Annotated in this window: 23 protein-coding genes; 15 read left to right on the forward strand and 8 right to left on the reverse strand. The window is 65.1% G+C overall.

Annotation, left to right across the window (positions count from 1 at the left end):
* From AC1DIX_RS01045 to AC1DIX_RS01075, 7 genes are all read left to right on the forward strand, one after another.
* A partial coding sequence (locus tag AC1DIX_RS01045) for a ribonucleotide-diphosphate reductase subunit beta (RefSeq protein WP_477321341.1) occupies positions 1-443 on the forward strand: 443 nt, incomplete at its 5' end.
* Positions 444-561: 118 nt separating this feature from the next.
* Positions 562-1,242 (forward strand): purine nucleoside phosphorylase YfiH/LACC1 family protein, encoded by a 681-nt coding sequence (locus AC1DIX_RS01050; protein WP_477321343.1) that lies wholly within the window; start codon positions 562-564, stop codon positions 1,240-1,242.
* A 70-nt stretch (positions 1,243-1,312) separates the two neighbouring features.
* On the forward strand, positions 1,313-2,569 hold the full coding sequence (locus AC1DIX_RS01055) for a glycosyltransferase family 4 protein (RefSeq protein ID WP_477321345.1): 1,257 nt from the start codon (positions 1,313-1,315) through the stop codon (positions 2,567-2,569).
* Entirely contained in the window at positions 2,566-4,113 is a 1,548-nt protein-coding gene (locus AC1DIX_RS01060) for a glycosyltransferase family 4 protein (RefSeq protein ID WP_477321347.1), read from the forward strand. Before AC1DIX_RS01055 ends, AC1DIX_RS01060 begins: the two co-directional genes overlap by 4 nt.
* Positions 4,114-4,134: 21 nt before the next feature.
* Positions 4,135-4,386 (forward strand): hypothetical protein, encoded by a 252-nt coding sequence (locus tag AC1DIX_RS01065; protein WP_477321349.1) that lies wholly within the window; start codon positions 4,135-4,137, stop codon positions 4,384-4,386.
* A 409-nt stretch (positions 4,387-4,795) separates the two neighbouring features.
* Positions 4,796-6,109 carry a transcriptional regulator gene (locus tag AC1DIX_RS01070; RefSeq protein ID WP_477321351.1) on the forward strand — a complete coding sequence of 438 codons (1,314 nt, stop codon included), beginning with the start codon at positions 4,796-4,798 and terminating at the stop codon, positions 6,107-6,109.
* Between the two features lie 76 nt (positions 6,110-6,185).
* Complete coding sequence (locus AC1DIX_RS01075; RefSeq protein ID WP_477321353.1) at positions 6,186-6,710, forward strand: YggT family protein; 525 nt, start codon at positions 6,186-6,188, stop codon at positions 6,708-6,710.
* 16 nt (positions 6,711-6,726) lie between these two features.
* Here AC1DIX_RS01075 and AC1DIX_RS01080 read toward each other — a convergent pair whose 3' ends face one another.
* The 8 genes from AC1DIX_RS01080 to AC1DIX_RS01115 all read right to left on the reverse strand — a co-directional run bounded on the left by AC1DIX_RS01080 (position 6,727) and on the right by AC1DIX_RS01115 (position 13,967).
* Entirely contained in the window at positions 6,727-7,665 is a 939-nt protein-coding gene (locus AC1DIX_RS01080) for a carbohydrate kinase family protein (RefSeq protein WP_477321355.1), read from the reverse strand.
* 18 nt (positions 7,666-7,683) lie between these two features.
* The gene (locus tag AC1DIX_RS01085; protein ID WP_477321357.1) at positions 7,684-9,243 is read right to left on the reverse strand and encodes a zinc-ribbon and DUF3426 domain-containing protein; all 1,560 of its coding nucleotides are present in this window, start codon (positions 9,241-9,243) and stop codon (positions 7,684-7,686) included.
* Positions 9,244-9,248: 5 nt separating this feature from the next.
* The gene (prmA, locus tag AC1DIX_RS01090; protein ID WP_477321359.1) at positions 9,249-10,163 is read right to left on the reverse strand and encodes a 50S ribosomal protein L11 methyltransferase; all 915 of its coding nucleotides are present in this window, start codon (positions 10,161-10,163) and stop codon (positions 9,249-9,251) included.
* The gene (gene accC, locus AC1DIX_RS01095) at positions 10,160-11,560 is read right to left on the reverse strand and encodes an acetyl-CoA carboxylase biotin carboxylase subunit (RefSeq protein WP_477321361.1); all 1,401 of its coding nucleotides are present in this window, start codon (positions 11,558-11,560) and stop codon (positions 10,160-10,162) included. The genes prmA and accC overlap by 4 nt, the downstream gene beginning before the upstream one ends.
* Positions 11,561-11,663: 103 nt before the next feature.
* Entirely contained in the window at positions 11,664-12,131 is a 468-nt protein-coding gene (gene accB, locus AC1DIX_RS01100; protein WP_441934664.1) for an acetyl-CoA carboxylase biotin carboxyl carrier protein, read from the reverse strand.
* Positions 12,132-12,219: 88 nt separating this feature from the next.
* Positions 12,220-12,657 (reverse strand): type II 3-dehydroquinate dehydratase, encoded by a 438-nt coding sequence (gene aroQ / locus AC1DIX_RS01105; RefSeq protein WP_441934665.1) that lies wholly within the window; start codon positions 12,655-12,657, stop codon positions 12,220-12,222.
* A 127-nt stretch (positions 12,658-12,784) separates the two neighbouring features.
* Complete coding sequence (locus AC1DIX_RS01110; RefSeq protein WP_477250817.1) at positions 12,785-13,342, reverse strand: TlpA family protein disulfide reductase; 558 nt, start codon at positions 13,340-13,342, stop codon at positions 12,785-12,787.
* Entirely contained in the window at positions 13,335-13,967 is a 633-nt protein-coding gene (locus AC1DIX_RS01115; protein WP_477321363.1) for a hypothetical protein, read from the reverse strand. The genes AC1DIX_RS01110 and AC1DIX_RS01115 overlap by 8 nt, the downstream gene beginning before the upstream one ends.
* Before the next feature lie 88 nt (positions 13,968-14,055).
* Here AC1DIX_RS01115 and mpl point away from each other — a divergent pair, with 88 nt between their 5' ends.
* The 8 genes from mpl to corA all read left to right on the forward strand — a co-directional run bounded on the left by mpl (position 14,056) and on the right by corA (position 22,664).
* A complete protein-coding gene (gene mpl / locus AC1DIX_RS01120; protein ID WP_441934668.1) occupies positions 14,056-15,441 on the forward strand; it encodes a UDP-N-acetylmuramate:L-alanyl-gamma-D-glutamyl-meso-diaminopimelate ligase in 1,386 nt (461 codons plus the stop codon).
* A complete protein-coding gene (locus tag AC1DIX_RS01125) occupies positions 15,438-16,028 on the forward strand; it encodes a YqiA/YcfP family alpha/beta fold hydrolase (RefSeq protein WP_477321365.1) in 591 nt (196 codons plus the stop codon). Before mpl ends, AC1DIX_RS01125 begins: the two co-directional genes overlap by 4 nt.
* Positions 16,025-16,621, forward strand: coding sequence for a chorismate--pyruvate lyase family protein (locus AC1DIX_RS01130; RefSeq protein WP_477321367.1), 597 nt, complete (start codon positions 16,025-16,027; stop codon positions 16,619-16,621). Before AC1DIX_RS01125 ends, AC1DIX_RS01130 begins: the two co-directional genes overlap by 4 nt.
* Position 16,622: 1 nt before the next feature.
* Positions 16,623-18,683 carry a ribonuclease catalytic domain-containing protein gene (locus tag AC1DIX_RS01135; protein WP_477321369.1) on the forward strand — a complete coding sequence of 687 codons (2,061 nt, stop codon included), beginning with the start codon at positions 16,623-16,625 and terminating at the stop codon, positions 18,681-18,683.
* 232 nt (positions 18,684-18,915) lie between these two features.
* Positions 18,916-19,800, forward strand: a complete 885-nt coding sequence (locus AC1DIX_RS01140; RefSeq protein WP_441934672.1) for a TonB C-terminal domain-containing protein — start codon at positions 18,916-18,918, stop codon at positions 19,798-19,800.
* A 6-nt stretch (positions 19,801-19,806) separates the two neighbouring features.
* On the forward strand, positions 19,807-20,631 hold the full coding sequence (aroE, locus tag AC1DIX_RS01145; protein WP_477321371.1) for a shikimate dehydrogenase: 825 nt from the start codon (positions 19,807-19,809) through the stop codon (positions 20,629-20,631).
* On the forward strand, positions 20,631-21,383 hold the full coding sequence (gene mtgA / locus AC1DIX_RS01150) for a monofunctional biosynthetic peptidoglycan transglycosylase (RefSeq protein WP_441934836.1): 753 nt from the start codon (positions 20,631-20,633) through the stop codon (positions 21,381-21,383). Before aroE ends, mtgA begins: the two co-directional genes overlap by 1 nt.
* 315 nt (positions 21,384-21,698) lie before the next feature.
* Positions 21,699-22,664 (forward strand): magnesium/cobalt transporter CorA, encoded by a 966-nt coding sequence (gene corA / locus AC1DIX_RS01155; protein WP_441934674.1) that lies wholly within the window; start codon positions 21,699-21,701, stop codon positions 22,662-22,664.
* Positions 22,665-22,998 lie beyond the last annotated feature (334 nt).

Here is a 22,998-nt window from a genome sequence, read left to right on the forward strand (position 1 = left end):
CCCAGATCCTGGCGCTCGGCCGTCAAAATAAAATGACCGGCGCCGCCGAGCAGTACCAGTACATCCTGCGCGACGAGTCGATGCACTGCAACTTCGGCATCGACCTGATCAACACGATCAAGATGGAAAACCCGCAGCTGTGGACCGCCGAGTTCAAGGAAGAGATCAAGCAGCTGTTCCTGAAGGCCGTCGAGCTCGAGTACCGCTACGCCGAAGACACCATGCCGCGCGGCGTGCTGGGCCTGAATGCCCCGATGTTCAAGGGCTACCTGCGCTTCATCGCCAACCGCCGCGCCGTCCAGATCGGCCTGGATGCGCTGTTCCCGAACGAGGAAAACCCCTTCCCGTGGATGAGCGAGATGATCGACCTGAAGAAGGAACGCAACTTCTTCGAGACCCGCGTGACCGAGTACCAGACCGGTGGTGCGCTGAGCTGGGACTGATCCCGGCGCAGCCGTCCCGTCCTTCAAGCCCGCCGCCCGGCGGGCTTTTTGTTTGCCGCGCCGGACAGTCCGCGGACTGTCTGTTATGCTGCCCGCACCTTTGCATGGCAGCCTCACGATGTTTACCAGCCCGCACCTCGACCATCCCGCCATCGTCCACGGCTTCGGCACCCGCCACGACGATATGGCCCAGCTCCTGCCCGCCTACTGGCCCCGCCGCCCGATCCAGCACGAACGCCACGGCACCCACATCGCCGTCGCGACCGAACCCAACGAGGATTGCGGCGAAGCCGACGGCATGCTGACCGACCGTCCCGGCCTGCTGCTGGCGATCGCCACCGCCGACTGCGTGCCGGTGCTGCTGGCGCGCCAGGACGGGCGCGAGGTGGCGGCCCTGCATGTCGGCTGGCGCGGCGCCCACGCCGGCATCGTCGACTGTTTTTCGCTGCTCGTGCGCGAGCGCGGCGGCGATCCCGGCGACTGGATCGCGGCGATCGGACCGGCGGCCCACGCCTGCTGTTATGAAGTGTCGGAGGACCTGGTCGACGCGTTCCAGGAGCGTACCGGGCTGCCGCGGGAGACCGTCGCGCCGCGGCCGCGCCGGCTCGACCTGCCGGCGATCGTGCGCTGGCAGCTCGCGCAGGCCGGCTTCGAACACGTGTCGGCCCGGCTCGACTGCACCATGTGCGCGCGCGGCGGCGGCGACCGCTTTGTCTATCACAGCTACCGCCGCGACCGCGAAACGCGCACCCCGATCGTCGACGTGCAGTGGTCGGTGATCGCGATCGCAGCGTCTTGAGCGCGATTCGCGCAAGGGATGCCATCATCCATTGCGCCACAGGCTTGCTACTAAAGCTATCATGCCTGCCATGCTACGCGTTCTCTTCATCCATCAGAACCTGCCCGGCCAGTTCCGGCGCCTGATCCGCTATCTGCAGACGCGGCCCGACGTAGAGCTCACCGCGATCGGCGAAGAGGCAGCCGTCGCGCGCGAGAAGCTCGGACCGAAGCTGCGCACGATCGGCTACCCGAAGCCCGACGGAGCCGGCGAGAAGACCCACCACTACCTGAAGTATTTCGAGGCCTGCGTCCGGCGCGGGCAGACCGTCACCCGCGTCTGCGTCGAGCTGAAGAAGCAGGGCTGGATTCCCGACGTCGTGATCTGCCATCCGGGCTGGGGCGAGGGCCTGTTCGTCAAGGACGTGTTCCCGCGTGCGCGCCTGGTCGTGTTCTGCGAATTCTGGTGGGCCGCCGACGGACTCGACGTCGGCTTCGATCCCGAGTACCCGGCCAGCTTCGACGACCGCTTGCGGATCCGCATCAAGAATTCGGTGCTGATGCAGTCGCTGCTGGCGGCCGACGACGGCGTCACCCCGACCGCCTGGCAGCTGAACGCGCACCCGCCCGAGCTGCGCCACAAGATCCACCGGATCCACGAGGGCATCGACACCGCGTACCTGAGGCCCGATCCGCATGCGCGCCTGACGCTGCCGGACGGCAGGGTCCTGAGCCGCGCGCAGCCGGTGCTGACCTACGTCGCCCGCAACCTCGAGCCCTACCGCGGCTTCCACGTCTTCATGCGCAGCCTGCCTCGCCTGTTGGCCGGCAATCCGGATCTGCGGGTGGTCGTGGTCGGCGGCGACGGCGTCAGCTACGGCCGCCGTCCGCCCGAAGGATACGCCAGCTATCGCGAGGCCCTGTGCGCGAAATTGGAGGATTCCGTGGACTGGTCGCGCGTTCATTTCCTCGGCAAGCTGCCATATGCGAGCTACCGCACGGTGCTGCAGGTCTCGAGCCTGCACATTTACCTCACTTATCCGTTCGTGCTCTCGTGGTCGGTGCTGGAAGCGATGGCGGTGGGCGTGCCGGTACTCGGTTCGGATACGGCGCCGGTGCGCGAAGTGATTTGCGACGGCGAGAATGGCTACCTGACCGGATTCTTCGACAGCGACGCGCTGGCCGACCGCGCGCTCGAACTGATCGCGCGCCGCGACGAGACCGCCGCGGCCGGATTGCGCGGGCGCGAGACGGTATTGCGCAACTACGATTTCGAATCGGTGGGCTTGCCGGCCTACCTCGAGCTGCTGAAGCCATTGCGGCAGTTCGCTGAAGAGGGAGACAGATGAAGGAACGCTTCGCACTGCATTTCGTCCCCGAGGCATATTCCGTCGCGGGACCGAAACCGATGGGACGTCAGGCGGCCGGCGCCGCACTGATGCGCGCCGTCGCGCAGAGCGAATTGTCCGCGGTCGGCTGTTTTGCCGCCGGCGAAGCCCATGCCGGCGAATGCGAGCGCGCGCTGCGTGAGCAAGGATTCAAGGGCGCGGTCGAGCGGGTGAGCCAGGGCAGGCCGCAGCAGCTCGAGCGTTTCGGCACGCTCTACCATCCGGCGCCCGGCATCGAGCGCCTGGCCTGGCGCCGCCTGGGCATCGGCGAGCGCCGCTACAGCCTGTGCGGCGTCACGCACACCACGTCCAGCCACGCGGTGATGAGCGCAATCGCCAACCTCCTGGTGGCGCCGGTGCGCAGCTGGGATGCGGTGATCTGCACCTCGCGCGTGGTGCGCGACAGCGTGCGCGAAGTGCTGGAGCGCCAGGCCGACTACCTGCGTGCGCGCCTGGGAGCGCAGCGTTTCGAGCTGCCGCAGCTGCCGCTGATTCCGCTCGGCGTGCACGGCCGCGACTTCGCATTCGACGAAGCCGGCCGCGGTGCGGCGCGGCGCCGGCTCGGCATCGAAGACGAGGACGTCGCCTTCCTGTTCCCGGGCCGGCTTTCCTTTCATGCGAAGGCGCATCCGCAGCAGATGTTCAGCGCACTCGAGCGCGCCGACAAGGGCGGGCGCCAGGTGCACCTGATCCTGTGCGGATGGTTCGCCAGCGAGGCGATCGAGAAGGCTTTCCGCGAGGCCGCCGCGCTGCTGTGTCCATCGGTGCGGCTGACGGTGCTCGACGGCCGCACAGCGGACAGCCAGGCCGCCTGGGCCGCCGCCGACGTTTTCACTTCGCTGGCGGACAATATGCAGGAAAGCTTCGGCCTGACGCCGCTCGAGGCGATGGCGGCCGGCCTGGCTTGCGTGGTGAGCGACTGGAACGGCTACCGCGACACGGTGCGCGACGGCGTCGACGGCTATCGCATCCCGACCATCATGCCCGGCGCGGGCGCCGGCCTTGACCTCGCGCAGCGTTACGACGATGGCGTCGACAGTTACGACCAGTATTGCGGTCATACCAGCCAGGCGGTGGCGGTGGATGGCGCGCAGCTCGCCCAGGCCTACGAGCGCCTGATCAAGGATGCCGGACTGCGCCGCCAGCTGGGCGAAAGCGGACGCCAGCGCGCACGCGAGGAGTTCGACTGGCAGGTGGTGTTCGGGCGCTACCGCGCGCTGTGGAGCGAGCTCGATGAGCGGCGCCGCGCCGATGCCGCGCTGGTGCCGGCGCTGCCGCAATCGGTGCCGGACCGGCTCGATCCCTTCGCGGCGTTCGCGAGTTATCCGAGCGCGCAGTTGACGCCGGGAATCGATCGTCGAACTGGCGCCGGATGCATCGCTTGCGCAGTTGCGCGAATACCGCGAAATGGGAATCAACCGCTTCGCCGCGTCGTCCTTGCCGACGCTCGAAGAATTCGGCCAGATCTTCGGTTCGATCGAATCGCGGCCGACGCAGGTCGATGAATTGCTCGACGCGCTCGGGCCTTGCGATCGGCCGACTTTGCTGCGCGGATTGGCGTGGCTTTGCAAGATGGATTTGCTGCGTATTGGTATGAAGACTTAATGGAATGCGCGGCAGGTGCGCGCTTGTTTTTGAAGGAGCTGAAGTACGAATGGGATCAAAGTTATCGCGACGATCGATTGAAAGCTGCCGATAGCACTTCGCCCAAGCGGAAAGACATGAAAAATACTGTGTGCGGGTTGCGCACTGACAAGGTTTTCGTGTACTTTACGTGATTGAATTTGTCAAAACGTGAACACGCAATTTTTTAAGCGTGTTTAACGGGTGGCAAACCGATCAAAAAATGGGACGCTGATTCATTCAGTATGCACGTAAGCTTCGCGAAAAGAACAAGCCGCATTGCCTGATTAATGTCGGGCATGGCGGCTTTTTCTTTTCGCGCTCTCGCGGGCAGCGGTGTGGACAGCGCAGTGAACCATCGAACTTTTGTCGTTTCGGTCGTCGGCGACGACGATAGCTGAAGTGCTGCAGACTTGAGGAGTTGCAGCAGTTCAGCTGGTGCCGGATTCATTGACGCAGACGCCGAGTGTGCGCCGATGAATAATTCGCCCGACCAAGCAGACCGGGTTGGACGGGTTCAAACCTTGTAGCGTATTTTCTCATCGCAGAGAAGGAGAACTTAAAATGGCAACAGCCGCTAAGAAAACCGCAGCAAAGCCGGCCGCAAAGGCCGCCGCAGAAAAAACCGTCGCCKCTAAAAAGACGGTAGCCGCCAAACCGGCCGCTAAAGCCGCCGCCAAACCGGCCGCTAAAGCCGCCGCCAAACCGGCCGCCAAAGCCGCTGCAAAACCGGCTGCTAAAGCCGCCGCTAAACCGGCAGCTAAAGCCGCAGCAAAACCGGCAGCAAAAGCCGCAGCAAAACCGGCTGCAAAGAAAGCCGCTGCAACCAAGACCGCTGCTAAAGCTCCGGCCAAGAAAGCTGCTGCAACCAAAGCAGCTGCACCGGCAAAGAAAGCCGCTGCAAGCAAAACCGCTGCCAAAGCTCCGGCAAAGAAAGCCGCAGCAAGCAAAACTGCTGCAACCAAGACCGTAGCGAAAGCACCGGCCAAGAAAGCCGCAGCAACCAAGACCGCTGCCAAAGCTCCGGCCAAGGCTGCAAGCAAGACCGCCGCCAAGGCAGCTGCACCGGCCAAGAAAGCCGCCGCAACCAAGACCGCTGCCAAAGCTCCGGCCAAGAAAGCTGCYGCAACCAAGACCGCTGCCAAAGCGCCGGCCAAGAAAGCTGCTGCAACCAAGACCGCTGCCAAAGCTCCGGCCAAGAAAGCYRCTGCAASCAAGACCGCTGCCAAAGCGCCGGCCAAGAAAGCTGCTGCAACCAAGACCGCAGCCAAGGGCTCGGCTTCGCCAGTGGCGAAGACGGGCGCCAAGCCTGCTGTAAGCAAGACCGCCGCCAAAGCTCCGGCCAAAGCTGCTGCAAGCAAGACCGCCGCTAAAGCTCCTGCCAAAGCTGCTGCAAGCAAAACCGCTGCCAAAGCCCCGACCAAGGCTGCTGCAAGCAAGACCGCTGCCAAAGCCCCGGCTAACGCTGCTGCAAGCAAGACCGCTGCCAAAGCTCCGGCCAAAGCTGCTGCAACCAAGACCACCGCTGCCAAGGGCTCGGCTTCGCCAGTGGCGAAGACGGGCGCCAAGCCTGCCGCAAGCAAAACCGCTGCCACCAAGGCACCGGCTGCTGCCAAAACCGCCGAGTCCAAGCCGGCAGTGAAGGCCGCCGCCAAGCCGGCAGCCAAGCCGGCCGCAAAGAAAGCCGCCGCGCCGAAGGCCGAAGCCAAGCCGGAAGCCAAGCCGGAAGCGAAAGCGGAAGCCAAGCCGGAAGCCAAGGCCGAAGCGAAAACCGAAGCCAAGCAGGACAGCGCATCGGCAGGCCAGGCAGCCCAGTCGACCGCCAAGACCGTGCCGGTGCCGGCAGCATGGCCGTTCCCGACCAGCAGCCGTCCGTAATACCTTTCTTGCCTGGTTCAGGCAAAATACCGCTGTGTGAGAAATTCACACAGCGGTTTTTTTTTAAGGAGTCCTTGTGCTGCCCATTCTTCAGTTGATCGTCGATACCGCGGCCAGCGTCGTCGGTGGAGTCTTGTTGTTGCGCTTCTGGATGCAGGCGATCCGCGTGCGGCCGCCCATGTCGATCGGCCAATTCATCTTCACCTTGACCGATTGGCTGGTACGCCCGCTGCGCCGTCTGCTGCCGGGTCTCGGCGGCTATGACTGGGCTAGCCTGATCGGCGCTTTCCTGATCGTGCTGGTGGCGAGTTCAGTGATGCTGGTGGCGGGGTGGAGCGGATACACCGTCGTGCTGTACGCCGTGTTCCGCTTCCTGAACTGGATCATCTACGGCTTCATGGGCCTGTTGATCATCGAAGTGGTGTTCAGCTGGATCAATCCGCATGCGCCGCTGGCGCCTTTCATCCGGGCGCTCAACGACCCGCTGCTGCGGCCCTTGCGCCGCGTGATCCCGCCGGTGGGTGGCCTGGACCTGTCGGTACTGGTTGCGCTGATCCTGCTGCAGATCGTCAAGTACCTCCTGGGCCAGGCGCTGTTCTGAAGTCCTGACCCAGTGATCAGAAGCGGTAGCCGAATGCCGCTTCGAACTTCTCCGCGATGTCCTCGGGCGTGAAGCTGTGGTTCTGGCCGCCCTGGTGGGCGATCTTGATGGAGCCGAGCAGGCTGGCCAGGCGGCCGCTGGTCGGCCAGTCCAGATCGTTCGCGATACCGTACAGCAAGCCGGCGCGATAGGCGTCGCCGCAGCCGGTCGGATCGACCACGCTGCTGGCCGGTACCGCCGGAATCTTGTGGTGCTCGCCGCCGGCATAGATGTCCGAACCCTGCTCGCCACGGGTGACGATCAGCGCGTCCAGGCGCGAAGCGATGTCCTGCAGCGTCAGGCCGGTACGGTCCATCACCATCTCGAATTCGTAATCGTTGCAGGCGAGGTAGCTGGCCTGGTCGAGGAAGGTCAGCAGCTCGTCGCCGTTGAACATCGGCAGCTGCTGGCCCGGATCGAACATCAGCGGCACGCCGCGCTCCGCGCAGTCGCGCGCATGCTTGATCATGCCGTCGCGGCCATCCGGCGAGACGATCGCGACGCGCAGCGGCAGGTAGTCCGCCAGGCTGTTCTCGTGCGAAAACTGCATTGCGCCCGGGTGGAAGGCGTTGATCTGGTTGTTATCCAGGTCGGCGGTGACGAAGCACTGGGCGGTGTAGGCGTGGTCGATGGTGCGGATCGCATTGGTCGCCAGCCCCTGCTTTTCCATGCGCTCGAGGTAGCCGCCGCCGTCCTGGCCGATGGTGCCCATGATCAGCGGATCGCCACCCAGCATCTTCAGGTTGTAGGCGATGTTGACGGAGCAGCCGCCGAACTCGGTGCGCAGGGTCGGCACCAGGAAGGATACGTTCACGCGGTGCAGCTGGTCGGCCAGCAGGGTTTCGCCGAAGCGGCCTTGGTATTGCATGATCTTGTCGAAGGCAATCGAGCCGCAGATCAGCGCAGTCTTGGTCATGTTGGGTCCTGAGTCAAACTAGGGATAAAAAACGATCATATGGTAGCCGGACGGCTTCAGATCCGTGAGCGTGAAGTTCAGCCGGACCGGCTGTTCCGAACGCGCGGCGAAGCCGGCGGCCACCGGCACGCCCTTCGGCAGATAGTCGGCGGGGCCGAAGACGCGGCGCAGCAGCGGCTTGTCGTTGGCGTCGGTCAGTTCGAGCTGGATGCTGGGCCAGGCCTGCGCGAGGCTGCCCTGGTTGCGCAGCAGCGTGTTGAGCGAATAGGTGTCGACGCCGAGGGTGGTCAGTTCGCCGGTCTCGATCGACAGGTTCTCGACCTGGCTCGGGAGGCCGACGCGGCAGCCCAGCACGGCGCAGGCGCTGCCGAGCAGCGGCCTGGCGCCCGGATAGCGCGCCGCCAGCACGTTGCGGAAGTCGAGCACCAGCTGGGCCGCCAGCAGCAGCGCCAGGACCACGGCGCCGCCGATCATCAGGAGGCGCCGGGTCCGGCCCGACTCTTCCTGCTTGCGGCTGCGCTTGACGAACTCCGGCTCGTCGGTCTCGAGGGACGCCGGCACGCGCAGCTTGGGCGCATCGATCCTGGTAGGCGTGAGCCTGGAGCGGCGCGTGCGGGCCTCGACGGCCTTGGCGCGCGCCGATTTCATCGCCGGTCCGGGCGCCGGGGCGGATGACGGCATCAAGGTGTCGACGCCGGCCGCGGAGGCGCGCATGGGCAGTGCGGCGGATGGAATATCGTCCGGCGGGGTGCTGGTGGTGGCGGTTATGGCCGGCGCTGCGGGCGCTTCGTCGGCATCGGCGTCCTCGTCGCCGGGCAGCGGACGGGCAACCAGTTCCTCGTCCACCGGCAGATCGAAGCTGGGCTCGATGCGGCCCTGGGGCGCGTAGGCGGAAGCAGCCGGCGGCGGCGGCGCAGCTTCGGCGGGCGTTTCGGCCGGTACCGGCTCGGCGATGGCAGCGGGAGCCGTCTCCGCCGCTTCAGGCGCGACATCGGCTTGCACTGCCGGTTCTTCCGGCACCGCCGGTTCGGCTTCCGGCGCCGGTTCGGGCGCAGCTTCCGCTTCCGGAATCGTTCCCGGCGCGGGCGCGGGTTCAGTCTCGGGCTGGGGCTCGGGCACAAGCCGAGCGGCCGCCATGCCGCCGCCGTTACGCCAGACCTGCGCACGCGGCGCAGTCGCAGGCACGGGCGCAGCCGCCGGCTCCTCGGGCGCCGGTTTCGGCAGGATGCCGAGCGGGTCGAAGGTGTGGTCGAAATCGAGGGTGTAGACGGGCAGGGCCTCGGCGGCATCGTCCTGCGGCTGCGCGCCGTGCTCGTCGGTGGTAGTCAGCGGGGCGGGAGCCGTGGCAGCTCCCTCAGGTGCAGGTTCCGCGGCGGGAGCTGTGGCAGGGGAAGGCGCCGGCGCCGGCGCGCCGCCGGCCTTGCTGGCCGCCAGCGCATCCAGGTCGATCAGGTGGGCGTTGCCGTCAAAGATGCTCTGGCAGGCGCCGCAGCGGACGATGCCGCCGCGGAGCTTGAGCTGGTCCGAGGCGACCCGGAACGTGGTGTGGCAATGAGGGCACTGGGTGGCGAGCGCCATGCCGCTTAGTCAGCGCCGTGGGTGCCGTGCAGAGCGACCCAGCCGTCCAGCTCGGCCCAGACGCTCAGCTTGATGAAAGGTGCGTAGGCGGCGGCCACTTCCTCGGCCTGGCGTGCCAGCACGCCCGACAGGATCAGCGCACCGCCCGGCGCGACGCGGCCGGACAGCATCGGCGCCATCAGCTTCAGGGGGCTCGACAGGATGTTGGCGACCACGATGTCGAAACAGCTGTTGCCATACTTCGAGGCGCCGAATTCTTCCGGCACGTAGAAGTCGATCTCGCAGTTGTTGCGTTCGGCGTTCAGCCTGGCCGATTCGATCGCCTGCGGGTCGATGTCGACCCCGACCACGTCCTGTGCCCCGAGCTTCCTGGCGACCATCGCCAGGATGCCCGAGCCGCAGCCGTAGTCCAGCACCGACTTGCCCGGCGCCGGATGGGCTTCCAGCCACTCCATGCACAGGCGGGTGGTGGGGTGGCTGCCGGTGCCGAAGGCCAGGCCCGGATCGACTTCCAGGATCAGGCCGTTCGGGTCCGGGGCTTCGTGCCAGCTCGGCACGACCCAGATGTTCTTGCCGATGTGGATGGGTTCGAACTGCGACTGCGTCAGGCGCACCCAGTCGGCATCCGCCACCTGACGGGTGGTGAACGACGGTACGGTGCCCAGGCCGATCGCGGCCGAAGCCTCGGCCACGATCGCGGCCTGGTCGGCGTCGACATCCGTCAGCGCGACCACGCGGCTGTGATCCCAGGCTGCCTCGGTCGGCACCATGCCCGGCTCGCCGAACAGCGGCCTTTCCTGGGCGGTGCCTTCGTCGGCGTCCTCGACCGAGACCGACAGCGCACCCGCTTCCATCAGGGCGTCGGACAGGCCCTCGGCGTGTTCGCGTGCGATCTCGATGACGACTTCAGTCCAGCTCATTGTTCGCCCTTGGTCTCGGATTTGGAACCGATCGCGCCATCCTTCGGCAGGTCCGGCTTGTGGGCCAGTTTCTGCTCCAGGTAGTGGATGTTGGTGCCGCCCTCGATGAAGCGGGCGTCGACCATCAGTTCGCGGTGCAGCGGGATGTTCGTCAGGATACCCTCGACCACCATTTCCGACAACGCGATCTGCATGCGGCGGATCGCCTGCTCGCGGGTCGCGCCGTAAGCGATCACCTTGCCGATCATCGAGTCGTAGTGCGGCGGCACGTAGTAGCCGGCGTAGGAGTGCGAATCGACGCGGATGCCGGGGCCGCCCGGCGGATGCCAGCTGGTGATGCGGCCCGGCGACGGGGTGAACTTGAACGGATCTTCGGCGTTGATGCGGCACTCGATCGCATGGCCCGACAGCATGATGTCGCGCTGCTTGAAGCGCAGGCGCTCGCCGCAGGCGATGCGGATCTGTTCCTGGACGATGTCGATCCCGGTGATCATCTCGGTGACCGGGTGTTCGACCTGCACGCGGGTGTTCATCTCGATGAAGTAGAACTCGCCGTTCTCGTACAGGAATTCGAAGGTGCCGGCGCCGCGGTAGCCGATCTTGCGGCAGGCTTCGGCGCAGCGTTCGCCGATCTTCTCGATGGTCTTGCGCGGGATGCCCGGTGCCGGCGCTTCCTCGATCACCTTCTGGTGGCGGCGCTGCAKCGWGCAGTCGCGCTCGCCCAGCCAGACCGCCTGCTTGTGCTCGTCGGCCAGGACCTGGATCTCCACGTGGCGCGGATTTTCCAGGTACTTCTCCATATAGACTTCGGGATTTCCGAAGGCAGTGCCGGCTTCGGTCTTGGTCATCTGCACGGCGGACAGCAGGGCTGCCTCGGTGTGGACGACGCGCATGCCGCGTCCGCCGCCGCCGCCGGCGGCCTTGATGATGACCGGATAGCCGATCTTGCGCGCGATCTGGATGATTTCCTTCGGCTCGTCCGGCAGGGCGCCTTCCGAACCCGGCACGCAGGGCACGCCGGCGCGGATCATCGCCTGCTTGGCCGACACCTTGTCACCCATCATGCGGATCGATTCCGGACGCGGGCCGATGAAGACGAAACCCGATTTCTCGACGCGTTCGGCGAAGTCGGCATTTTCCGACAGGAAGCCATAGCCCGGGTGGATCGCTTCGGCGTCGGTGACTTCGGCCGCGCTGATGATCGCCGGCATGCTCAGGTAGCTCTGCGCGGATTGCGCGGGACCGATGCAGACGGATTCATCGGCCAGTTTCACGTACTTGGCGTCCTTGTCGGCCTCCGAGTGCACGACGACCGTCTTGATGCCCATCTCGCGGCAGGCGCGCTGGATACGCAGCGCGATTTCACCACGATTGGCGATAAGAATTTTTTCAAACATGGTATGCGGTGTTTCTGTGAGTGCCGGCGGAGCCGGATGCAACAGGAAGAAATGAATCGGGCCCGGATCTCTTTCTGAGAGTCCGGGCCTTGATGTTTGGTACTTAGCCGATCACGAACAGCGGCTGGCCGAATTCGACGGGCTGGCCGTTTTCCACCAGGATCTTGGTGACGGTGCCGGAGATGTCGGAATCGATTTCGTTCAGGAGCTTCATCGCTTCGATGATGCACAGGGTGTCGCCTTCCTTGACGGTGGCGCCCACTTCGACGAAGGCCGGAGCGCCCGGCGCCGACGAACGGTAGAAGGTGCCGACCATCGGCGACTTGACGACGTGGCCGGTCGGTTCGGCGGCTGCCGGCGCTGCGGCCGGGGCTGCAGGTGCCGGGGCGCCGGCGACGGCCGGTGCGGCGTACTGCTGGACGCCTTGCGGCGGAACCATGACCACCTGATTCTGCGGGATTGCGGAGGATTTGACGATGCGAACCTTGCTTTCGCCTTCGGTCACTTCGAGTTCAGCGATGTCCGATTCGGCAACGAGGTCGATCAATGTCTTGAGTTTTCTTAGATCCATGTGAAACCCCTTGGAATTATTTGTAGTTGAATGCGGCGCGTCAGGTGGTTAGCGCGAATCCGCACAGAATGCGTGAAGTTGACGTAGATTAACGCTCTTTGAGCGCAAAGTCGATGGCAAAGCGATATCCATCAGCTCCCAGTCCACAGATCGTCCCTTGTGCGATCGCAGACAAAAACGAGTGGTGACGAAACTCCTCACGCTTATAAATATTAGAGAGGTGGACCTCCACGAACGGGATGTCCACCGCCGCCAGCGCATCGCGCAGGGCAACGCTGGTGTGGGTCAGCCCGCCCGGGTTGATGACGATCGCATCCACTCCTTCCTGCCTGGCAGCATGGATACGGTCGATCAACGCGCCTTCATGGTTGCTCTGGAAGCAAGCAATGCTTGCTCCCACCGCTGCTGCCTGGGCAGTGGCGGCCTGCTCGATGTCGGCCAAGGTCGTTGCGCCGTACACCGCAGGCTCGCGCGTCCCCAATAGATTCAGGTTGGGGCCGTTGAGCAGCAGTAGCTTTTTCGCCATGATGAACCGTCTATTTGCCCGAAAGACAGGCATTTTGCCGTCAACATTGTGTGTTGGCAAGCGATAAAAAGCGCTCTGAATATAAGTGAACGACCGTTCGCTTGTGCGCCGCCAAAATGCCGGATGACTACAGCTTAGCGAGATCTGCCCGAAGTTGATCGAACTTCAGGCGCCCCAGATACGTCTTGCGCACCTGGCCGTCCGGGCCGATCAGCACCGTGAACGGCAGGCCGCCATTCACGTTGCCGAGTTCGCGGGACAGATCGGTGCCGCTCATGCCGCCTACATACAAGGGGTAGGACACCTTCGTCTTCTTGACGAATTCCGCGAGGTTCGCCGGCGAATCGATGCCGATGCCGATGACATTGAAGCGTTTGCCGCCATCCTTGGCCGCCAGCTCGGACAGTTCCGGCATCTCCTGCACGCAGGGCGCGCACCACGATGCCCAGAAATTCACCAGCAGCGGCTTGCCTTTCCACTGGCCCAGGGACTGGGATTTGCCGGACAGGTCGTTCAGCGACTGTGCATACAGATTGCTGACCGCGCTGTGCGGGCGGCCGTCGCTGGTCGGCGAATAGGCGGTGGTCAGGGGACCCTTGGCTTCCTGCTTGACGGCGGCGATGGCGCCGAACACGGCAAAGGCGGCCGCCAGGATGGCGTAGCCGGCCAGATTCTTCTTATTCATCTTGCTCTAAGGTCTCGTCGGTAATCATCAGGGCGCGCAGGCCGGCAGCGTCCACGCGCTGCAGGCGGCCGTCGGCGCGCGGTTTCAGGGCGCCGCGCAAGTCGTTCATTTCATACAGCTCGGCGTGGACGGTCTCCTTCTTCCATTGAAAGCTGACGGTTTCGACCGGCTCGTGGCGGCCGCCCTTGAAGTGCGGCGTTTCCGAGATGTCGATGTCGACGTTGCGGTTCAACAGGAAGATCTCGACTTCCTTGGCGCTGTCGGCGAACAGTTGCAGGTGGATGTCGTCGTGCTCGCCCGCGGTGCCGTTCAGCACGGCGCCGGTGAGGTAGGGCCGGAACTCGGCCAACTGCTCCATCACCTCGAGGGCGGTGCCGCGCAGATGCTGCAGGCGGGCGGCCTGGGCCGGCCCCTGGAACAGGGCCTGGTAACGGCGCACTTCGTCTTCGACCTGGATATTGTCCGGTAAATGGTTGGGGGAGGGCCGGTCCACGCCCAGCACCTGGCGGGCGGCCTTGGCCTTGGCGGTGGCATAGTCGGCCCCATCCTGCGCAATCATGCGCGCGGCGGTGGCCGCAATACGTGCGCGTAACTGTTGGAGGTCGTCATTTGGCGTTGGCATCATGTCCGTGATCATACTCTTGAACGGAAAATGGCATCGTGTCGGGTAAAATCGCGTATTCGCAATTTTCCCGGCAGTAGCGCCAACAAACATGCACATCCACATCCTCGGCATTTGCGGCACCTTCATGGGCGGGCTGGCAGTCCTGGCAAAAGAGGCCGGCCACCGCGTCACCGGGTGCGACGCCAACGTCTATCCTCCGATGAGCACCCAGCTCGAGGCCCAGGGCATCGAGCTGATCCAGGGCTACAGCCCGGACCAGGTGGCGCTCGAGCCCGACCTGTACGTGATCGGGAATGTGATGACGCGTGGCAATCCGCTGATCGAGGAAATCCTGAACCGCGGCCTTCCTTATATGTCGGGCCCGCAGTGGATCGGTGAACATATCCTGCGTAATAAATGGGTGCTGGCCGTCGCCGGTACCCACGGCAAGACCACGACCACCTCGATGCTGGCCTGGATCCTCGAAGATGCCGGCTATTCGCCGGGCTTCCTGATCGGTGGCGTGCCGATGAACTTCGGCATCTCGGCGCGCCTGTCGGGCGAAGCGGAATCCGACTTCTTCGTCATCGAAGCCGACGAGTACGACACCGCCTTCTTCGACAAGCGCTCCAAGTTCGTGCATTACCACGCCAAGACGGCGGTGCTGAACAATCTCGAATACGACCACGCCGATATCTTCCCGGACATCGGCGCCATCGAGACCCAGTTCCACCACCTGGTGCGCACCGTGCCGGGCGTCGGCCGCCTGATCGTGAACGGCGACGAAGCCTCGCTGGCGCGCGTGCTCAAGCGCGGCTGCTGGAGCGAAAAGGAAGCCTTCGGTGCATCCGAAGGCACGAACTGGAGCCTGGTCGAGCATCCGGGCGGGTCCAGCTTCGACGTCCTCTTCAATGGCGAACTGCAGGGCACCGTGCACTGGGACCTGACAGGGCACCACAACCGCAACAATGCGCTGGCCGCGATCGCCGCCGCCCGCCACGTCGGCGTGCCCCCGGCCCAGGCGATCGAATCGCTGGCGCGCTTCCAGAGCGTCAAGCGGCGCATGGAGGTGCGCGGCGTGGTGAAGGACGTGACCGTGTACGACGACTTCGCCCACCACCCGACCGCGATCGCGACCACGGTTGCCGGCCTGCGCCAGAAGATCGGAACAAGTAAAGCCGGCACCCCGGGCCGCATCCTGGCCGTGCTCGAGCCGCGCTCGAACACCATGAAGCTGGGTGCGATGAAGGATGCGCTGCCGGGCAGCCTGAAGGATGCCGACCTGGTGTTCGGCTTCGGCAGCCAGCAGGCGCTGGGCTGGTCGCTGGCCGATGCCCTGAAACCGCTGGGCGGCATCGCCCACAGCTTCGACCAGCTCGACTATATGGTGAAGGCCATCGTGCAGGCCGCCCAGCCGGGCGACCACATCCTCGTGATGAGCAACGGCGGCTTCGGCGGCGTGCACCAGAAGCTGCTGGAGGCGCTGGCGGAATGAGCGGTTTTCCGCATCTGTTATACCTGCACGGCTTCCGCTCCTCGCCGAAATCCTTCAAGGCGCGGGTGGTGCAGCAGCGCATGGAGCAGCTCGGCTGCGCATCGAAGCTGATCTGCTCGCAGCTGCCGGCCTCGCCCAGGGCGGCGATGGAGCTGGTGCTGACCCTGGTCGAGCGCCATCGGGACAATCTGGCCATCGTCGGCTCCTCGCTGGGCGGCTTTTACGCGACCTGGCTGGCCGAGCGCTTCGGCTGCCGCGCGGTGCTGATCAATCCGGCGGTCGATCCGCTGAAGGACCTGGACAAGCACGTCGGCGTGACCACCGCCTGGCATTCCGACGAGCCCTTCGAGTTCAAGCGCGAGTACATCGACGAGCTGGCCGAGCTGAAAGTGGCGCGGATCACGCGTCCCGAACGCTACTTCCTGTTGGCCGCCACCGGCGACGAGGTGCTGGACTACCGCGACATGGTCGCCCATTATGCCGGCGCCCGTCAGCACGTGATCGAGGGCAGCGACCATGCGGTGTCGGAATTCGAACAGTATGTCGACGAGGTGCTGGACTTCTGTAGATCGGGCACGGCGTCGTGAGGCCGGCTTCGCTGCRCCGGGCCCGCTGGCTGGGGCATCCGGATAGCGTGGGCGCCGGCGCCGCCATGCGCGACTGGCTGACCACGCCGGGCTCGCTGACCGCGCGCCTGATCGCGCACAGCCGCCAGTTCCGCGTGCAGAAGCTGCGCCAGGAGACTAATCTGTGCCTGGCGGACGAAGCCGTGGCGATCGGCCTCGCGCGGCCGCGCCGCGTGTGGGAACGCGAGGTGCTGCTGCGCTGCGACGGCGAGCCGGTGGTCTACGGCCATACCGTGGTGCCGACGAGCGCGACGGCGCAGGACTGGCCGCTGTTCTCGGCGCTGGGCGAGCGCTCGCTCGGCACCACGCTGTTCCGCGATCCGCTGGTCAGGCGCGGCCAGCTCGAATTTGCCCGGATCCGTCCGGGCCATCCCCTGCTGGCGCGCGTGCAAGCGGCGCTCGCCAGGGAGGGCCGGAGCCTGGGGTCCGATACTGTCTATCATGCACGGCGTTGCCTCTATCGCCGCCGTCAAGGCCTGCTGCTGGTCACCGAGGTATTTTTGCCCGCGGTGCTGAACCTGGCGGCGGCCGCAACCAATTTGAACACGAAATAACATGAACCTCTTTTTCGAAGAATCCGGCGACTTCAAGGTCGGCACCGTGCTGTCGCAGGCGGGCGAGGCCTACCAGGTCGAGATGCCGAGCGGTAAGCGCACCAAGGTCAAGGCCCGCGACGTGCTGCTGCAGTTCGACAAACCCGATCCTGCCACGCTGCTGGAGCAGGCCAAGACGGTCGCCGGCGACGTCGACCTCGAATTCCTGTGGGAAGTCGCAGGCCAGGAAGAGTTCGGCTTTACCGAGCTGGGCGCCGAATATTTCGGTCACGCGCCGCTGCCTTTCGAGGCCGCCGGCCTGGTGCTGGCGCTGCACAACGCGCCCATCTATTTCTACAAGAAGGGCCGCGGCCGCTACAAGGCCGCGCCGGAACAGTCGCTGCGCGCGGCCCTGGCCGGCATCGAAAAGAAGAGGCAGCAGGCCCTCGTGCAAGCCTCGTATGTCGAGGAACTGAAGGCGGGCCGCCTGCCCGCCGCCATGCAGCCGCTGGTGCAGCAGCTGCTGTTCAAGCCGGACAAGAACGGCATCGAATACAAGGCTTTGGAGACCGCCGCCAGCGAACTGCAGACCACCGCCCAGCGCCTGATGCTGAGCACGGGCGGCATCGCGTCGGCCAAGGACCTGCACATGTCGCGCTTCCTGTTCGAGCACTTCCCGCGCGGCGCCGGCTTCCCGCAGGTGCCGGTGCCAAGCGCGCCGCTTGAGCTGCCGCTGGCCAAGGTGGCGGCGTTCTCGATCGACGACGTGACCACCACCGAGATCGACGACGCCCTGTCGGTCGAGCACCTGGACGACGGTACGGTGCGGGTCGGCATCCACATCGCCGCGCCCGGCCTGGCGATCCGCCCCGACGACGTGCTCGACAAGATCGCGCGCGCGCGCATGTCGACCGTGTATATGCCGGGCGATAAGATCACCATGCTGCCGGACGAAGTGGTCGAAGCCTACACCCTGGCCGAAGGCAGGGATTGCCCGGCGCTGTCGCTGTACGCGACTCTTGATCCGGATACCTGGTCGGTGCTGTCGACCGAGACCCGCGCCGAGCGCGTGCCGATCAAGACCAACCTGCGCCTCAACGAACTCGATGCCCTGGTGACCGAGGACGTGCTGGAAAGCGGCGCCGGCGACTATCCGCACAAGGACGAACTGGGCCTGCTGTGGAAGTGGGCGCTGCAGCTCGAAGCCGGCCGCATGAAAAAGCGCGAAGCCTTTGGCCTGAAGCCTGAGCAGGGCAACCGCGTCGACTTCAACTTCTACGTCGAGGACGACGTGGTGACCATCGTCCGCCGCAAGCGCGGCGCGCCGCTGGACAAGATCGTGGCCGAGCTGATGATCTTCGCCAACAGCACCTGGGGCAAGCTGCTGCACGACTCCGGCGTGCCGGGCATCTACCGCTCGCAGGGACCGGGCGCCGGCGGCTGGAACGCCAAGATCCAGGTGCGCATGGTGACCCACGCGGCCCCGCACCAGGGCCTGGGCGTCGACCAGTACGCCTGGAGCACATCGCCGCTGCGCCGCTATACGGACCTGGTCAACCAGTGGCAGATCCTGGCCTGCGCCTCCCACGGCGTGACGGCGCCGCTGGTGGCCCCGTTCAAGCCGCGCGACGCCACCCTGTTCTCGATCGTCTCGGCCTTCGACGCCGCCTATGCGGCCTATAACGAGTTCCAGCAGAACATGGAACGCTACTGGTGCCTGCGCTGGCTGGGCCAGGAAAACGCGCGCCAGGTCGAGGCAGTGGTGCTGAAGGACGAGGTGCTGCGCCTGGTCGAGATCCCGCTGGTGATCCGCCTGCCGGGCATGCCGCAGGTGGCCCGCGGCGCCCAGGTCCGCCTGGATATCGTGCGCTGGGACGAGGTCGACCTGTCGCTGGAAGCCCGCCTGCTCGAGGTGGCCGAGCCGGCGCCGGATGCGGCCGCGGCGCTCGAGTTCGAGGAGGAGGAAGAGGCGGCGTCGACGGCCGAGGATACCGGCGAGGCGGCGGCTGTTGAAGCTGTCGAGGCCGAAGGTTCCGTTACCGTGACGGATCCGGTGACGCAGACGGACGTGCCTGCGGCTTGAGAACTTGGCGGAAGCGTGCCGGGAGCACTCTTCCGCCTTCGCGGGAATCCAAGGCGCACATGAACAGTGAGTACATTGACACTCCCTGTTGACTCTTGAATAACCGAACTTAAAACAGCAACAACCCACTGTTGCTAGCAAGACTGTTTGTTGCCGCGGGGACTAACAAAGTCCTTCTCGCGCACGGTAGAATGGGTAGTTCCGTACTCCCAACCGTCCCGTCCAGCAGCACGTGAAGAGCCTTCAACACAACCGCCCCCTGACGATCGCCATTGCCTTCTCGGTGCTGGCGCACGCCTCCCTGCTGGCGATCCGCTTCGCCGCGCCGGACGCGTTCCGGCTGCAGCCGACCGATCCGGGGCTGGAAGTCATCCTCGTCAATGCCAGGCACGAGCGCGCGCCGGTCAAGGCCGAGGCGCTGGCCCAGGCCAACCTCGACGGCGGCGGCAATGCCGATGCCGGCCGCGCCCAGTCGCCGCTGCCGGACCTGCGCAAGATCGAGGATGGCGACAGCATCAAGACCCTGCAGCGCCGCATCGCCGACCTGGAACAGCGCCAGAAACTCCTGACCCAGACCCACCCGTCCGCGTTCGCCGCCCCCCCGATCGCCCAGCAGGACAAGCCCGATCCGTCGCGCAACGGCGCCGACATGCTCGAGACCAGCCGCGCCATCGCGCGCCAGACGGCCGAGATCACCCAGCGCATCGTCGACCAGAACAAGCGTCCGAAGAAGACCTTCATCAGCCCGAGCACCCGCGGGGTCGGCTACGCCATTTATTACAAGGCCCTGCAGAAGCGGGTGGAGGAGGTCGGCACCCTCAGCTTCCCGCAGCAGAACGGCCGCAAGCTGTACGGCGAGCTGGTGATGTACATCCCGGTGTTCCAGGACGGCAGCATCTATGAAAAGGAAGGCGGACCGCGCATCGAGCGTTCGTCCGGCAACCGCGCGCTGGACCAGGCCGCGCTGGGCATCGTGCGGCGTGCGGCCCCGTTCGGCAAATTCCCGGCCAATATGCGCTCCAGCGACAAGGACGACCTGTGGATCGTCATCACGACCTTCACCTTCACCCGGGAAGGCAAGCTGCAGGCCGAACTGCGTGAAGAAAAAGGAGCATGAGCTTATATGAGCGATAAATACTGCGTGATCGGCAATCCGATCGCCCACAGCAAGTCGCCGGACATCCACGCCGCCTTCGCGCTTGAAACCGGCCAGGACATCGTCTACGAGCGCTGCCTGGCGCCGCTGGACGGCTTCAAAGACACCGTGCAGGAGCTGATCGCGCGCGGCTACCGCGGCGCCAACGTCACCGTGCCCTTCAAGCTGGAAGCGGCGGCTCTCGCCACCCGGCTGGAAGAGCGCGCGCGCCTGGCCGGCGCCGTCAACACCCTGCGCTTCGAGAACGGCGAGATCGTCGGCGACAATACCGACGGCCCCGGCCTGGTCGCCGACATCGTCCGCAATGCCGGCGTGCCCCTTGGGGCCAAGCGCGTGCTGCTGCTGGGCGCGGGCGGCGCGGCGCGCGGCGTGGTGCTGCCGATCCTGCAGCATGGCCCCGCGATGATCGTGATCGCCAACCGCACCCGCGCCACCGCCGACGCCCTGGTCGCGCAGTTTGCGGCGCACACTGCGCATCCGGGCCAGGTATCCGCTTGCGGCTTCGAGGACATCGACGCCGCCTTCGACGTCGTCGTCAACGCCACCTCCGCCAGCCTGTCGAGCGCGATGCCGCCGGTGCCGGCGCTGGCGTTTTGCCAGGACACGCTGGCATTGGATATGATGTACGGGAAAATGCCGAGCCCGTTCATGGAATTCGCCGCCAGCCATGGCGCCGCGACCCGCGACGGCCTGGGCATGCTGGTCGAGCAGGCCGCCGAAGCCTTCGCCATCTGGCGTGGCGTGCGGCCGCAGACCTCCACCATCCTGGAACAGATGCGGCGACAGCTATGATGAAAGCGCTCAGGGCGGGTCTTGCCGCCGGTGGCAAGACTGCCAGCACGGCCAGCGGCAAGAGCCGCCGGCGCTGGCTGAAATGGATCGTCCTGGGACCGCTGCTGCTGGTGCTGCTGATCCAGCTGTACTTCTTTGTGATGATTCTCTGGTGGACCCAGTTCAATCCATCGTCGACCAGCATGATGCGCCAGCAGCTATCAAGCCTGCGCGAAAAGAACCCGAACGCCAGGCTGGAACAGGTCTGGGTTCCTTACGAGCGCATCTCGGACAACCTGAAGCGCGCGGTGATCGCCTCGGAAGACGCCAATTTCACCGAACACGACGGCGTCGACTGGGAAGCGCTGGAAAAAGCCTGGCAGCGCAACAACAAGCGCCACAAGGTGATCGGCGGCGGTTCCACCATCACCCAGCAGCTGGCGAAGAACCTCTTCCTGTCCGGCTCGCGCAACTACCTGCGCAAGGGCCAGGAGCTGGTCATCGCCTATATGCTGGAGGCGGTGATGAGCAAGCAGCGCATCCTCGAAATCTACCTGAACGTGGTCGAATTCGGCCGCGGCGTGTTCGGCGCCGAAGCCGCCGCCCGCCACTATTACAAGACCTCCGCCGCCCGCCTCGACCCGACCCAGGCCGCGCGCCTGGCGGTCATGCTGCCGAACCCCCGCTACTACGACGCCCACCGCCAGACCAACTACCTGTCGCGCCGAACCGGCGTCATCCAGCGCCGGATGAACGCCGCCGACCTCCCCTGAAATTCCGCCCAAAAATTCGGGGTCAGAGCACATTATTCGCTTAATTCGGGGTCAGAGCACATTTCGCCGCTTGGCTACACGGACGCGCATTGGCTGCCTATCCGGGGCTATTGGGGCAAAAACGTTGTGCTCTTGCTGCAATTGTTCCGAGGCGTCATTTCCTCAAAATGTGCTCTGACCCCGAATTTTTGGCGGAATGTGCTCTGACCCCGAATTGATGGTGTCGTAAAGCAAATTTGTTGCCTACGGGGTGGCCGGGCTCAGGGCTTACGGGTACACTTGCGCTGTTTCCGAATCCGGCCGAGAAAGCAGCGCATGATCAATGTATTTGTCCTACAAAATGGCCGACTGAACCAGGTAGCGATTGCGTCGCGCGCCGATCTGGAGAAAGTAACGCCCGTCTGGGTCGATCTGACCGATCCCACCGACGAAGAGCGTGCCGTGGTCAAGGCCATGTATGGCGTGATCCTGCCGGGCGAGGACGAAGTTTCCGACATCGAAGCCTCGGCCCGCTATTACGAGGCGGAAAACGGCGACCTGCATCTGCGCACCGACTTCCTGCGCGAGGAAGAGGATGGTCCCTCGCGCATCGTCACCGTGGCCTTCATCCTGGCCAAGAAGATCCTGTTTTCGGTGCACAACGATGACCTGCCGGTGTTCCGCCTGGTGCGCCTGCGCGCGCGTTCGCGTCCCGGTTCGATCGAGGATTACATGGACGTGCTGCTCGACCTGTACGCGACCGACGCCGAGTACTCGGCCGACGCGCTCGAGGGCATCTACGAGAGCCTGGAAGAGGTCAGCCAGCGCGTGCTGCAGAAGGAATTCACCGACCAGGACGCGGCCTCCGCGCTGAATGCGATCGCCCACGAGGAAGACTTGAACGGCCGCATCCGCCGCAACATGATGGACACCCGGCGCGCGGTCAGCTTTCTGATGCGCGGCCGACTCCTCAATTCGGAACAGTTCGAGGAAGCGCGCCAGATTCTGCGCGACATCGAATCGCTGGACGGCCACACTTCCTTCCTCTTCGACAAGATCAACTTCCTGATGGACGCCACCGTCGGCTTCATCAACATCAACCAGAACAAGATCATCAAGATCTTCTCGGTGGCCTCGGTGGCCTTCCTGCCGCCGACCCTGATCGCCAGCATCTACGGCATGAACTTCAAGTTCCTGCCCGAGCTGGACTGGAAGTTCGGCTATGGCTGGTCGCTCAGCCTGATGCTGATCAGCGCGATCGCGCCTTTCCTGTATTTCCGCCACCGCGGCTGGCTGAAATAAGACTCATCGCACACGGGCGTAGACGCCGTCGAAGCGAACGTTGAGGCCACCGCAGCGTTGGTTGTCGTGCACGATGAGGAAGTCGCCGATGCGTGCCAGGTCGGCGTCCCTGGATGAGCAGCTCCCCTCCCAGCTGGCCTGAATTGGTCGAGGCGCCGCTGCCCCAGAATGCCATCCCGTCCACGTACCAGGCCGTGCCCTTGCGGTTGATGTCGATCTGGCCGCGTTCCCTGTAGATCTTCCAGCGGCCCGTCCAGTCGGCCGGCGCCGGTTCGGCAGCCGCCTGGATCGCCAGGTCGCGCTTGCGCACCCAAGCGACGGTCTCGTGCGACTT

The organism is Massilia sp. 05N420 (assembly GCF_056397205.1).

Coding starts and splice junctions, on each gene's coding strand:
- AC1DIX_RS01050 (WP_477321343.1), top strand. CDS start 562: ATGTTTACCAGCCCGCACCTCGACCATCCCGCCATCGTCCACGGCTTC.
- AC1DIX_RS01055 (WP_477321345.1), top strand. CDS start 1,313: ATGCTACGCGTTCTCTTCATCCATCAGAACCTGCCCGGCCAGTTCCGG.
- AC1DIX_RS01060 (WP_477321347.1), top strand. CDS start 2,566: ATGAAGGAACGCTTCGCACTGCATTTCGTCCCCGAGGCATATTCCGTC.
- AC1DIX_RS01080 (WP_477321355.1), bottom strand. CDS start 7,665: ATGACCAAGACTGCGCTGATCTGCGGCTCGATTGCCTTCGACAAGATC.
- AC1DIX_RS01085 (WP_477321357.1), bottom strand. CDS start 9,243: ATGGCGCTCGCCACCCAGTGCCCTCATTGCCACACCACGTTCCGGGTC.
- prmA (WP_477321359.1), bottom strand. CDS start 10,163: ATGAGCTGGACTGAAGTCGTCATCGAGATCGCACGCGAACACGCCGAG.
- accB (WP_441934664.1), bottom strand. CDS start 12,131: ATGGATCTAAGAAAACTCAAGACATTGATCGACCTCGTTGCCGAATCG.
- aroQ (WP_441934665.1), bottom strand. CDS start 12,657: ATGGCGAAAAAGCTACTGCTGCTCAACGGCCCCAACCTGAATCTATTG.
- AC1DIX_RS01110 (WP_477250817.1), bottom strand. CDS start 13,342: ATGAATAAGAAGAATCTGGCCGGCTACGCCATCCTGGCGGCCGCCTTT.
- AC1DIX_RS01115 (WP_477321363.1), bottom strand. CDS start 13,967: ATGATGCCAACGCCAAATGACGACCTCCAACAGTTACGCGCACGTATT.
- mpl (WP_441934668.1), top strand. CDS start 14,056: ATGCACATCCACATCCTCGGCATTTGCGGCACCTTCATGGGCGGGCTG.
- AC1DIX_RS01125 (WP_477321365.1), top strand. CDS start 15,438: ATGAGCGGTTTTCCGCATCTGTTATACCTGCACGGCTTCCGCTCCTCG.
- AC1DIX_RS01135 (WP_477321369.1), top strand. CDS start 16,623: ATGAACCTCTTTTTCGAAGAATCCGGCGACTTCAAGGTCGGCACCGTG.
- aroE (WP_477321371.1), top strand. CDS start 19,807: ATGAGCGATAAATACTGCGTGATCGGCAATCCGATCGCCCACAGCAAG.
- mtgA (WP_441934836.1), top strand. CDS start 20,631: ATGAAAGCGCTCAGGGCGGGTCTTGCCGCCGGTGGCAAGACTGCCAGC.
- corA (WP_441934674.1), top strand. CDS start 21,699: ATGATCAATGTATTTGTCCTACAAAATGGCCGACTGAACCAGGTAGCG.